This window comes from Mycobacterium sp. (assembly GCF_049278535.1).
In the GTDB taxonomy this organism is placed as follows: Bacteria; Actinomycetota; Actinomycetes; order Mycobacteriales; family Mycobacteriaceae; genus Mycobacterium.
This window is the reverse complement of the sequence record NZ_JBAPMI010000157.1, coordinates 58,704-70,370: the sequence shown is the minus strand read 5'-3', so window position 1 is coordinate 70,370 and position 11,667 is coordinate 58,704. Positions and strand designations below refer to the sequence as shown.

General features: G+C 67.3%; 14 protein-coding genes. 7 read left to right on the top strand and 7 right to left on the bottom strand.

Going from position 1 to position 11,667, the window contains the following annotated elements; genetic code table 11:
* Positions 1 to 53 precede the first annotated feature (53 nt).
* On the top strand, positions 54 to 464 hold the full coding sequence (locus WAO18_RS10365) for a nitroreductase family deazaflavin-dependent oxidoreductase (RefSeq protein ID WP_422206113.1): 411 nt from the start codon (positions 54 to 56) through the stop codon (positions 462 to 464).
* Here the strand turns inward: WAO18_RS10365 and WAO18_RS10360 are convergent.
* The gene (locus WAO18_RS10360) at positions 461 to 1,489 is read right to left on the bottom strand and encodes a zinc-dependent alcohol dehydrogenase (RefSeq protein ID WP_422206111.1); all 1,029 of its coding nucleotides are present in this window, start codon (positions 1,487 to 1,489) and stop codon (positions 461 to 463) included. The two genes, WAO18_RS10365 and WAO18_RS10360, sit on opposite strands and share 4 nt — an antisense overlap.
* A gap of 40 nt (positions 1,490 to 1,529) precedes the next feature.
* Here WAO18_RS10360 and WAO18_RS10355 point away from each other — a divergent pair, with 40 nt between their 5' ends.
* The 3 genes from WAO18_RS10355 to WAO18_RS10345 are packed head-to-tail and all read left to right on the top strand — an operon-like array spanning position 1,530 to position 3,529.
* Positions 1,530 to 2,096: a TetR/AcrR family transcriptional regulator gene (locus tag WAO18_RS10355; RefSeq protein WP_422206109.1), complete on the top strand. Its 567-nt coding sequence runs from the start codon at positions 1,530 to 1,532 to the stop codon at positions 2,094 to 2,096.
* A gap of 44 nt (positions 2,097 to 2,140) precedes the next feature.
* Positions 2,141 to 2,446 carry a hypothetical protein gene (locus WAO18_RS10350; protein ID WP_422206108.1) on the top strand — a complete coding sequence of 102 codons (306 nt, stop codon included), beginning with the start codon at positions 2,141 to 2,143 and terminating at the stop codon, positions 2,444 to 2,446.
* A 12-nt stretch (positions 2,447 to 2,458) separates the two neighbouring features.
* Entirely contained in the window at positions 2,459 to 3,529 is a 1,071-nt protein-coding gene (locus tag WAO18_RS10345; protein ID WP_422206106.1) for a hypothetical protein, read from the top strand.
* A 41-nt stretch (positions 3,530 to 3,570) separates the two neighbouring features.
* Here the strand turns inward: WAO18_RS10345 and nadC are convergent, their stop codons facing one another.
* Genes nadC through nadA form a run of 3 tightly spaced genes read right to left on the bottom strand, consistent with a single transcriptional unit; the run spans position 3,571 to position 7,087 of the window.
* On the bottom strand, positions 3,571 to 4,431 hold the full coding sequence (gene nadC, locus WAO18_RS10340) for a carboxylating nicotinate-nucleotide diphosphorylase (RefSeq protein WP_422206104.1): 861 nt from the start codon (positions 4,429 to 4,431) through the stop codon (positions 3,571 to 3,573).
* Positions 4,432 to 4,475: 44 nt separating this feature from the next.
* Positions 4,476 to 6,062 (bottom strand): L-aspartate oxidase, encoded by a 1,587-nt coding sequence (locus WAO18_RS10335; protein WP_422206102.1) that lies wholly within the window; start codon positions 6,060 to 6,062, stop codon positions 4,476 to 4,478.
* Complete coding sequence (nadA, locus tag WAO18_RS10330) at positions 6,059 to 7,087, bottom strand: quinolinate synthase NadA (protein ID WP_422206162.1); 1,029 nt, start codon at positions 7,085 to 7,087, stop codon at positions 6,059 to 6,061. The genes WAO18_RS10335 and nadA overlap by 4 nt, the downstream gene beginning before the upstream one ends.
* Positions 7,088 to 7,188: 101 nt before the next feature.
* On the opposite strand from nadA, the gene WAO18_RS10325 reads away from it, so the two are divergent.
* Both WAO18_RS10325 and WAO18_RS10320 read left to right on the top strand, forming a co-directional pair.
* Complete coding sequence (locus WAO18_RS10325; protein ID WP_422206101.1) at positions 7,189 to 7,899, top strand: NUDIX hydrolase; 711 nt, start codon at positions 7,189 to 7,191, stop codon at positions 7,897 to 7,899.
* Positions 7,900 to 7,961: 62 nt separating this feature from the next.
* Entirely contained in the window at positions 7,962 to 9,305 is a 1,344-nt protein-coding gene (locus tag WAO18_RS10320) for a lipase family protein (RefSeq protein ID WP_422206100.1), read from the top strand.
* Here WAO18_RS10320 and WAO18_RS10315 read toward each other — a convergent pair.
* Genes WAO18_RS10315 through bioB form a run of 3 tightly spaced genes read right to left on the bottom strand, consistent with a single transcriptional unit; the run spans position 9,300 to position 11,202 of the window.
* On the bottom strand, positions 9,300 to 9,932 hold the full coding sequence (locus WAO18_RS10315) for a DUF2567 domain-containing protein (RefSeq protein WP_422206099.1): 633 nt from the start codon (positions 9,930 to 9,932) through the stop codon (positions 9,300 to 9,302). The two genes, WAO18_RS10320 and WAO18_RS10315, sit on opposite strands and share 6 nt — an antisense overlap.
* The gene (locus tag WAO18_RS10310) at positions 9,929 to 10,156 is read right to left on the bottom strand and encodes a hypothetical protein (protein ID WP_422206097.1); all 228 of its coding nucleotides are present in this window, start codon (positions 10,154 to 10,156) and stop codon (positions 9,929 to 9,931) included. Before WAO18_RS10310 ends, WAO18_RS10315 begins: the two co-directional genes overlap by 4 nt.
* A gap of 11 nt (positions 10,157 to 10,167) precedes the next feature.
* On the bottom strand, positions 10,168 to 11,202 hold the full coding sequence (gene bioB, locus WAO18_RS10305) for a biotin synthase BioB (protein WP_422206096.1): 1,035 nt from the start codon (positions 11,200 to 11,202) through the stop codon (positions 10,168 to 10,170).
* 219 nt (positions 11,203 to 11,421) lie between these two features.
* Between bioB and WAO18_RS10300 the strand changes: the two genes are divergently transcribed.
* Complete coding sequence (locus tag WAO18_RS10300) at positions 11,422 to 11,565, top strand: hypothetical protein (RefSeq protein ID WP_422206173.1); 144 nt, start codon at positions 11,422 to 11,424, stop codon at positions 11,563 to 11,565.
* The last annotated feature ends 102 nt before the right edge of the window (positions 11,566 to 11,667 follow it).

Genomic DNA, 11,667 nt, shown 5'->3' with positions numbered 1-11,667 from the left:
CAACTACATATCGGACCGGTAGTGTGACCGCACCTGACGAAAACGGAGTCGCCATGTCCCGAAAGGACCATCCCAACAACGCCCCGGGTATCCCGATGCTCTTCCCGGTGTGGTTTGAGAACTTCCAAACCAAGTACTTCAACCCGATGGTGCAGCCGATCGCGCGCTACCTCCCGGGTTTCTCGGTGATCAAGCATCGGGGCCGCACGTCCGGCAAGCCATACGAGACCATCGTCACCGCGTACCGCAAGGACAATGTGCTGGCTATCGCGCTAGCCCACGGCAAGACCAACTGGGTCAAGAACGTGCTGGCAGCGGGCGAAGCCGACCTGCACTCCATCCGCAAGGACGTCCATCTGATCAACCCTCGGGTGTTGCCGGCCGGCAGCGCCAGCGACGGGCTGCCGTGGCTGGCCAAGCGGCAGATCGGTCGGGTCGGGATCTTCGTCGCCGATATCGCCTAGACGCGGGTGAATACGGTCTTGCCGGCGATCGTCGGCCAGGCTGACGGTGCGTCCTCCCACGGCACGACCCGTTCGACGATCGGCGACAAGTCACATCCGCCGGCCAGCACCTCCAAAATGTCTGGGATGACGGCCCGCGCGCTGACCCGCCCGGTGGCGAACCGCACACCTCGGGTGTAGGCCTGCAGCATCGGCATCTCGACGCTCGGCTGGAAGTAGATCCCGGTGTCGGTGCACACGCCATCCGGCCAGGTTGCGCGCAGCGCCGCGGAAAGCAGCGACGGGTTGCCGGTGGTGTGCACGGTGACCGGGTAGGGCTCCCAGGTTTTGTCCGGCTTGTCGGCATCGTGAACGACGGCGCCGATTTTTTCCGCCGCGGCGAGGCGGCCCGGATGGGTGTCGACGTAGTCGACGCGGCAGCCCAGCGCCGCGGCGAGCGCCGCCGCATACAGCCCGATCGACAGCCGGCCGATGACCAGCACACGGCGCTCGGCCGGGTCAAGGCCGGCAAGTTCCGACCGGAACGGGCCGATCGCCCGCCAGCCGTCGGGGATGTTGTCCGACAGCGACGCCACAGCGACCGGGTCGAGGGTCGGCGGCAGCGAAAGCAGCATCGCGTCGGCGTAGGGCACGAGCACCAGATCGGACATGAAGCCGCCGCCGTCCAGGCCGGCCAGCGGACCCAGTCCGTACATCGCCATCAGTGGCAGCGAACCGCATGAACTCGTCACGCCGCGACGGCATTCGCGGCAGGTCCCGCAGCTGATTTGGAACGGTACGACGACCCGGTCGCCCACCGCGACTCCCGTGACGGCGTCACCGACCGCGACGACCTCCGCTATCCCCTCGTGCCCGACCGCGTATCCGGGCGGCAGTGGCGCGGCTCCGCGCGCAACCGCGACGTCGAGGTCGCAGCACGCCACCGCCAAGGGGCGAACCAGCGCCTGCTGCGGCTGGGTGATCTCCGGGTCGGCGACATCGCGCCAGGCGTATCGACCGGCCTCCTCGAACGTCAGCTGCCTCATTCCAGAATTCTTGAGTGATTGCTCAAGTATTGTCAATAGCGTGCCGAGACCAGACCGCAGCCGGGCCGCATTGATCGATACCGCGGCTACCCTGTTCCGCCGCCAGGGGTACGCGGCGACCGGCCTCAACCAGATCCTCGAGGAGGCGGCGGTCAAACCGGGATCGATGTATCACCACTTCCCGCGGGGAAAGCAACAACTGGCCGCCGCAGTCGTCGACGGCGCCGGGGCCGCCATCGAACAACTGCTGCGCAGATTCTTAGCCGGCGGACTGCCGGTGGCCGACATCGTCGATCGGTGGGTCGATCTTCTGGTCGCCGGGCTGACCGCCGACCGGCGCGACGGCTGCCCGATCGAGCCGATCGCCACCGAGTCGGTCCATGCCAGTGCACTGGTGCGGGAAGCGTCGGCACGTGCCTTCACCGGCTGGTGCAGAGCGATCGAAGAGCGGCTGTGCGCCGATGGCTGGTCGGCGGTAGAAGCGGAAAGTGTTGCTGTTGCTGTGATTTCGTTGATCGAGGGAGCGTTGATCCTATCCCGCATCGCGGGCGACGCGGGCCCGCTCACCGCCGCAAAACCGGCAGCCCGCTGCCTACTTCGCCGCTAGATCGCGGCGCTCAGCGCGCCTATCCTGGACGCACGGGGTGCGACATGACTCGTGATGAACTCTTCGCCTCGATCGTGGCCGCAGGCCCCGGTCGCGATGACCTCGTGTACCTGGAGCGCCGCGGCGACTCCTACAACTGGCGAATCTTGACCGCCGTTGAAACCCCCGTTGCGGTCGCCGCGCCCGACGTGTGGATGTCGATCTCGGCCGCCTGGCCGCTTGACGATCCGGTGCGGCTGAACGCGTTCTTCGACGACCTGCTCGCCGAACTCGAGTCGATGGCCGATACCGCCGACCGGTGCCGGTGGCCAGTCGACGATCCATGGCCATATCACGCCCACCAGCACTGAACGGCGGGACAGATGGTCGAGTATCGGATCACCGCGGAGGAGCGCACTCGGTTCAAACGCTGCCGACGGCAGTGGGACTTCGCCTCACCCCATCGTCGCAATCTGCGCCCCATCGCTGCCGTCGAACCCGTGCTGCCTGCCGCTCTCAAGGACGCGCTGGCGGTGTACTACTACCCGGGCACCTGGGACTGGCAACACGAGGTGACCCAGCCGTTGGCGCACAAGGCCCTCGAGCGTGCGCTGGCCGACGCCGGTGGGACCGAGTTGCTCCCACGAGGGGCGGCCCTGCTGGACTGCTATGACGCCTGGGCGCATGCAGTCGACGACTTCGCGCCGGTCAAGATCAACCTCGATGTTGAGGCGCTGGTCCCGGATCCCGACGATGTCGAGTGCGGACTGGTGGTGCACGACGGATCACCGGTTATCTACGCGTGCCGGATCGACCTGGTGGCCGTCGACGCCACCGACGAGTACTGGGTGGTCTGCCATCAGATCGTCGACGAGTGGCAGGACGTCGACCGGTGGGACCGCGACGAGCAGGCGGTGGCGGCCTGTTGGGCGTTCGAGCATGACTACATCGGTGTCCAAGTCGCCGGAACCATCCACAACGAGGTGCGGATCGACGGCCCGCTCACGTTCCCGCCCACCGGGCCGGCGGTGAAACGTACGCCCAAAGCCGTCGCTCAACACGAGGCCAGCGGCGGTGGTCGATCGTTCCCACAACACCAACGGGTTTCGGCGCAGGAAACACGCGGCGATGCGAGGATCCGAACCGAGCAGCTCACCGCTGGGGTGTTGCGTCGTACTCGCATCCGCCGCAGCCGCCACGAAATCACATCGGCGGGAACGTTGATCGCCGCCGAGGCGGTGGATATGACACCTTGGCCAACCATCTACCCGACGTTCGCCGGGCATTGTCGCGACTGCGAATTCAGGGTGCCTTGTTCAGCGATCAGCGCAGGGTCTGACGCGGAACCGTTGTTGCAGAACGATTTCAGGCCAGCGCCCGATGAGGTGAGCAAACCGAGACTAGGTCAGTCGACCTGGGGTTTCGGGCGCGGCGCCGCTCCGCCGAGGTGGTGATCGCCGTATCTAAGCGTGCGTTTGATGATCGCTACTTCGCGCTAGACGTCCAGGCCGATGTCGAGCACCCGCACTGAATGCGTGAGCGCCCCGACCGCGAGGTAGTCCACTCCGGTCCCGGCGTAGTCCGCGGCGGACTCCAGCGAAAGTCCGCCGGAGGACTCGAGTTTGGTGGCCGGCGCCCGGGAGTCGCGGCGCTGCACCGCGATCTGGGTCTGCCAGACCGGAAAATTGTCGAGCAGCACCAATTCGGCGCCCTCGGGCAGGATTTCGTCGAGCTGCTCGAGCGAATCGACCTCGACCTCGCACGGCAGGCCGGGCGCGGCGGCCCGCACCGCGCGTAACGCCGCGACCACCGACCCCGCAGCCGCGACGTGGTTGTCCTTGATCAACGCCGCGTCGCCGAGGCCGAGCCGGTGGTTGACGCCACCGCCCACCCGGACCGCGTACTTCTGCAGGGCACGCAAACCGGGCAGCGTCTTGCGGGTGTCACGGATCTTCGTTGCGGTGCCGTGCACCGCGTCCACCCACGCCGCGGTCGCGGTGGCAATCCCGGACAGGTGGCATACCAGGTTGAGCAGTGTGCGCTCGGCGGTCAACAGGCCGTGCATGGGGGCTTCCACCGTCAATGCCGACGCTCCCGGCTCAAGCCGGGCGCCGTCGTCGACCCGGTCGATGATCCGATACCCGTCGGCGCCCAGCACCTCGTCGAGCACCAGCAGCGCGACGTCCACACCGGCAATTACCCCGGGTTCGCGGGTGATCAGCGACGCCGTGGTTCCCGCACCGTCGGGCACGGTCGCCGCGGTCGTGATGTCCGGGCCGTAGCGCAGATCCTCGTCGAGCGCCCGAGCGATCGTGGCGCGTGCCTCGGTGAGGTCGATTTCCGACAAATCCCCCATGGCGCTCCTCTCCGCTCGGCTCCGCATCCTCGACGGCGCAGCCATCAGCAGACCTCCGCCAACTCCTCGACCTGCGCGTCGTAGTCCGCGTCAAGCCGGACGACCAGGCTGCGGGCCGGAGCGGGAGCCGCGTGCGGATACTCCGCCCGGTGGTGACACCCTCGGCTTTCTTCGCGGGCCAGCGCCGCCGTGGCCACCGCGCGGGCGGCGACGGTTAATGCCGCGTCCTCGAGGCCGGCGCGGGTGGTGATCGCGCCCGCCGGCGCGGCCGACAATTTGCCGATCAACCGGTACAGGCCATCCGCGTCGCGGACCACCGCGGCATCGCGGCTCATGGCCCGCTGTAGCTCGGCGCGAGCCAGTGCCGCACATCCGGCCGGCTCCCCCGCCGTCGCGTGGACACGTCCGAGCAGCGTTGCGTGCTCAGCCGCGGCGCGGCCCGCCCGGCCTCCCACGACCAGGCCCTCCAACAGGCTGTTGGATGCCAGCCGGTTGGCGCCGTGCATGCCGGTGCGGGCGACCTCGCCCGCGGCGAACAGCCCGGGCAGCTCGGTGCGACCGTGAACGTCGGTGACGACGCCGCCGCAGCTGTAGTGCGCACCCGGGGCCACCGGGATCGGCTGACGAACCGGGTCGATGCCCGCCGCCCGGCAGGCGGCGGCAACAGTGGGGAAGCGGCGACCAAAGTCGTCGATACCGCGGGCGTCGAGGTAAACGCAGTCGTCGCCGATAGCGCGCAGGCGCGCCTCGATCGCGCCGGCCACCACATCGCGCGGCGCCAGATCTCCCATCGGATGCACACCCGCGGTCACCGAATTACCTTGACTGTCAACCAAGGCCGCGCCCTCACCGCGTATCGCCTCGGTGACCAGCGGCCGGCGACCACCTGCACGGCCGTCATAGAGCATCGTCGGGTGAAACTGGATGAACTCGATGTCGCTGACCGCGACACCGGCCCACAGCGCCAACGCGACCCCGTCGCCGGTGGAACCGGCCGGGTTGGTTGTCGCGCCGAAGAGTTGCCCGAGACCGCCGGTGGCCAGAATCACTGACGGCGCGTGGACGATGCCGATCCCCCGCGGATCGGCTACCAGAACACCGGTCACAGCATCGACTCCCGAAGCCGTGTCGTGCAGCAGTCGCAACGCGGCGTGCTTGGTCCGGATGTCCAGCGTGGTCGCCGCACGGTCGAGGGCCCGTTGCACCTCGGCACCGGTGGCGTCGCCCCCCGCGTGCACGATGCGTCGCCGGGAGTGTCCACCTTCGCGACTGAGCGCCCAGCCGCCGGTCGCAGCCCGATCGAATTGCGCTCCGTCGCTGACTAATTCGGTGACTGCCCGAAAGCCGTCCGCAACGATCGAGGTCACCGCGTCGGTATCACAAAGCCCGGCGCCGGCCGCCAGGGTATCGGCGACGTGCCCATCGACCGAGTCGTCGGTGTCCGGTAAGACCACGGCGATCCCGCCCTGGGCGTAGTGCGTGGCCGTCGCGCCCGGCTTGCGGCCGGCCTTACTGAGCACGATGACGCGCCGGCCCGCGCGGTGCGCGGCCAGTGCCGCGGCCAGACCACCGACACCCGTGCCGATGACGACGACATCAGCGCTCTCTGCCCAAGTCGGGTGGATGCTCATTCGCCGCCGCCGCCGCCCGGCTGGCCGATCGCGATCATCCGCTGCACGCTCTGCCGCGCCCGTGCCGCGGTCTGGGGATCGACGTGGACTTCGTCGGCACCCTCGACCAGGCAACGCAACAGGGCCGCGGGGGTGATCATCTTCATGTACTTGCACGATGCACGATCGTTGACCGCCTGGAAGTCGACGTCCGGTGCGGCGTTGCGCAGCTGGTACAGCATCCCGACCTCGGTGGCGACCAACACCTGTCGGGCTCGGGTTTCGCGCGCGGCGTCCAGCATGCCTCCGGTCGACAGGATTTTGACCCGGTCGTCCGGGAAGGCGCCCTCACCGGCCAGATACAGCGCAGACGTCGCGCAGCCACACTCCGGATGGACGAACAGCTCGGCGTCGGGGTGCCGGCGGGCCTGATCGGCCAACTCATCGCCGTTGATCCCGGCGTGCACGTGGCACTCACCGGCCCACACGTGCACGTTGTCGCGGCCCGTCATCCGGCGCACGTGGGCTCCGAGGAACTGATCGGGGCAGAACAGCACCTCGCGGTCGGGGTCGATGGAGGCTACGACGTCGACGGCGTTGGACGAAGTGCAGCAGATGTCGGTGAGCGCCTTCACCGCTGCGGTGGTGTTGACGTAGGAGACGACAACGGCGCCGGGGTGTTCGTCTTTCCAGGCCTGCAGATCCTCGGGCGTGATCGAGTCGGCGAGCGAGCACCCGGCACGCTGATCGGGGATGAGCACAGTCTTGTCGGGGCTGAGGATTTTCGCGGTCTCGGCCATGAAATGCACACCGCAGAACACGATGGTGTCCTCGGGCACCTCGGCGGCGACCCGGGACAGCGCCAGCGAGTCTCCGACGTGATCAGCGACATCCTGGATGGCCGGCAGCTGATAGTTGTGCGCCAGGATCGTGGCGTTCCGCAGGTCAGCCAGCCGACGAATCTCGGCCGCCCATTGCGCGTCGCCTTCGATGCCACCGAAACCGTTGGGAGAGTTAGTGATTCCCGCGGCCAGATCGTTTGCCATGTCTTTTTCCAGCCCGTTTGACAGCAAGTCGGTGCGATTCACGACTGTCATAGTCGATCCTTTCGACTCCCGGCGTCGGTTTTCGACTTATAATCGAAAACATGGTCAATGGTAGCACTGAGCACGAAGTGCTCGCTGTCGTATTCCAGGTTCGCGGGCTCGGACCAGGCTCGAAGACGCAAAAACCCGAGCTCAGTGTGCTGTTGTGGCAGCGTGCTCGCGATCCGCAACGAGGTGCGTGGTCTCTGCCCGGCGGGCAACTGCGCCACGACGAGGACATGACGACGTCGGTGCGGCGCCAGCTGGCCGAGAAGGTCGATCTGCGTGAAGTCGCTCACTTGGAGCAACTCGCGGTGTTTTCCGAACCCGCACGATTGCCCGGCGCGCGCACCATCGCGTCGACGTTCCTGGGCCTGGTTCCCTCCCCCGCCATCCCGGAGCTACCGCCGGACACCCGCTGGCACCCGGTCGCCGCGTTGCCGCCGATGGCGTTCGACCACGGCCCGATGGTCGCTCACGCCCGGACCCGACTGGTCGCCAAGATGTCGTACACGAATATCGGATTTGCCTTGGCACCAACCGAATTCGCGATGTCGACGCTGCGCGACATCTACAGCGCCGCACTGGACTACCAGGTGGATACCACCAATCTGCAGCGTGTGCTGACCCGCCGTGGCGTCATCACGCCGACCGGCACCGTCGCACAGTCCGGGCGTAGCGGCGGCCGCCCGGCGGCGATGTATCGATTCACCGAGTCACAGCTGCGGGTCACTGACGAATTCGCCGCGTTGCGCCCTCCCGGCTCTGCGTGACATGCGCGAGCCACCGGCGGGCCGACTGGATTCTTAAAGCCCTCTTAAGCAAGAATGTTCCGATGGACATTGGCAACCTTGCGAGCGCGACCGAGACCGGTGCCGAGTGGATCGGTCGGGCGCCCCATGAGGATTTGCAGGCCAAGGCCCGACCACTCCTGCCGTCTGAGGATCCGTTCTTCGAGCCGCCGCCCGGTTACCAGCACGCCACGCCCGGCACCGTGCTGCGTTCGCGCGACGTAGAGCTGGCATTTCTCGGCCTGATCCCGCAACGAGCGATGGCCACCCAACTGCTGTACCGCACCACGGACATGAACGGCAGGCCCGAGGCGACGGCAACGACGGTCATCGTGCCCGCCGACGCCACGCCCGAGCGGCCCTGCCCGGTGCTCTCGTACCAGTGCGCGATCGACGCGGTGTCGTCTCGATGTTTTCCGTCGTATGCCCTGCGGCGACGCGCGCAGGCCGTGGGCTCGCTGGCCCAGCTGGAATATCTGTTGATCGCGGCCGCGCTCGCCGAAGGCTGGGCGGTGTCGATCCCCGACCACGAAGGCCGCGCCGGAATGTGGGGGGCGCCGTTCGAGCCCGGTTACTTCATTCTGGACGGTGTTCGGGCCGCGATGAACGCCGAGCGGCTCGGGCTGGCCTCGTCGGCGCCGGTGGCCTTGTGGGGCTACTCCGGCGGCGGCCTAGCGACCGCATGGGCCGCCGAGCTGTGCGCGGACTACGCACCGGAGCTGGACATCGTCGGCGCAGTGCTGGGGTCACCGGTCGGCGACCTCGGCCACACGTTCCGCCGGCTCAACGGGAGCTTCCTGTCCGGCCTACCGGCCATGGTGATCGCCGCGCTGGTGCATATCTACCCCGACCTGGACCGGGTCATCGACGAACACGCCACCGACGAGGGACGCGCGATCCTGCGCCGGCTGGAAAGTATGACGACCATCGGCGCGGTCATCCGGATGATCAAGAAGGACGTCGGACAGTACCTCGACCGGCCGCTGGAAGAAATCCTGACGATGCCGGAAGTTCAGCACGTCTTCGACAGCATCCGACTGGGCGCCAAGGTGCCCACCCCGCCGGTACTGATCGTGCAGGCTGTGCACGACTATCTGATCGACGTCGAAGACATCGACCGGCTGGCCGACGCCTACTCGGCGGGCGGCGCCGATGTCACCTATCACCGCGACGCGTTCAACGAGCACCTGCTGCTGCATCCGCTGTCGGCGCCGATGGCGTTGCGCTGGCTGCAGGACCGGTTTGCGCGCCGGCCACTGACCGATCACCTGGTCAGAACGAAATGGCCGACGATGTTCAACCCGACCACCTACGTTGGCATGGCGCGGCTGGCCGTCATCGCGGCCAAGGTCATCACCGGAAAGGCAGTACACCGCCGTCCGCTATGACGGCGTCGAGCCTTCAGCGCTTTCAGCGCGCGGATACACCGCCTCGACGGCCGGATAGCCGCCGAGATCGTCGCGTGCGGTCGCCGCAACCGGTATGGCGTAGACCAGTGCGGCGGTCGCGGCCGGAAGCAGCAGCGTGCAGGCTTTCTGTAGCCCTGAGGAGCCGAAGAACACCGATGGCGCCTCAGTGACGTAGTACAGCGGGTGATCGTGGCTCACCGGGACGGTGTCGAAATTGACTGCGCCATACCGTAAATGCGCCAAGAGCACGCCTACGCCGATCGCAGCACCGGCCGCGATCACCACGCCGGCGCACAGCCCGGCGACCATCCCGGGACCGCGGTGCGGCCGCCACTGCCAGGCCAGCACGGCTGCCACCGCGGCGACGACGTTCAGCAGCCCAAGCATCAGGAACGCGGCGACGAAATAATGATCGGCTTCGCTGCCCAGATACTCGTGCACCCGCTCACCGCTATGGGTCAGCGCCACCGCACCTTTGATCGGTGGGGTCAGCCATGCCCACAGGGCACCGACGAGCGCGCCGATGGGAAGCAGTCCCGCCGCCACCGTGATTTCGGCTCGTCGCCGGGAAATGCGCGGCACGCCGCCGGCCCGCACGTCGGTCATCGCTGTGCCTCCAGATCCGCCGAGTCCACCCGGCCGTGCCGCGAACATTTCGCCCACCAGCCATCGGGCCGGACCTGAACCACCATCCGCCGACCGCATTCGGCGCAGAACCGGGGCGGCTCCAAACCCAGCTGGGCTGCCGTCGGCACGGCGCTGTCGGCCGGATCGCCGGTATAGACGTTATAAATGCCCGCCCCTACCGGCGCAGGCAGATCGCGGAGCATCACCGTCTCGTCTACAGGCTGGCGTTGAGGGCCTTGATCGGCATCTGCAGATCTTCGAGCAGCTCCAGATCGGCCTCGGCGGGCCGGCCCAGCGTGGTCAGGTAGTTGCCGACGATCACGGCGTTGATGCCGCCCAGAATGCCCTGTTTGGCGCCTAGGTCCCCAAGCGTGATCTCCCGGCCACCGGCAAAGCGCAGCATGGTGCGCGGCAAGGCCAACCGGAATGCGGCGACCGCCTTGAGCGCTTCGCTGGCCGGCAGTACTTCGAGGTCACCGAACGGCGTGCCCGGCCGGGGGTTGAGGAAGTTCAGCGGCACCTCGTCGGGGTCCAGCTCGGCCAGGTTGGCGGCGAACTCCGCGCGCTGCTCGATGGTCTCGCCCATGCCGAGAATGCCGCCGCAGCACACCTCCATGCCGGCCTCGCGCACCATCGACAGCGTCTCCCAGCGCTCTTCCCAGCTGTGTGTGGTGACGACATTGGGGAAGAAGGAGCGAGCCGTCTCCAGGTTGTGGTTGTAGCGATGTACGCCCATCGCGGCGAGCCGGTCTACTTGCTCGGCGGTCAGCATGCCGAGTGAGCAGGCGATCTGGATGTCGACAGCGTCGCGGATCGCTTCGATGCCGGCAGCCACCTGAGCCAGCAGCCGCTCGTCGGGTCCGCGTACCGCGGCGACGATGCAGAACTCGGTGGCGCCGGTCTTGGCAGTCTGTTTGGCGGCTTCGACCAGGCTGGGGACATCCAGCCAGGCACTGCGCACCGGTGAGGCGAACAACCCCGATTGCGAGCAGAAATGACAGTCTTCGGGGCAGCCGCCGGTCTTCAGGCTGATGATGCCTTCGACCTCGACCTCGGGACCGCACCAGGCCATCCGCACTTCGTGCGCCAGCGCCAACAGCTCTTCGAGCCGTTCGTCGGGAAGCTGCAGCACCTCCAGCACCTGTTGCCGGCTCAGCCCTTCGCCACCCTCGAGCACTTGGTGACGCGCCACGGCCAGGATGTCGGTGCTGTCGGTCTCGGATGTTGGCCGAGTCGCCGCCTGAGTCACCAGCTACTCCTTAGATCTTCGTCTTTGTCCTGTCCACGCATCCGGGACGCAGCGGACCAGGGCTTCTCGCAACCAGCGTTGACCGGTGCCCAGGCTAGGCTAGCGGTGTGCACCTGCACAAACGTGATGTGGTCGATGCGGCGGTCGCTGGGTACCCGACCGGGGTAGGCAACAGAGCCCCGGGAGTGAATGCAATTGGCTAGTGCACACGTTGAATACGTGTCTCATCATTGGCTTCTGCTGGCCGGGCCGGCGTTCTTGCCGGCGGTGGTCGTCGTCGGCGTTGTGTTGTACGTCGCGATCAAAGACCGGCGCACTCCCGATGACGATCAACAGGCCTCGACCGACGAACGGCGTGACTGAAACACGCCGACAGCAAATCGACCGAAGTTTGAGCGGAGCGCCCGCAGGCTACCTACTGTGAAGTAAGTTGAGCGCCCGAGAACTGTGGGCGGTCCGTCGCGG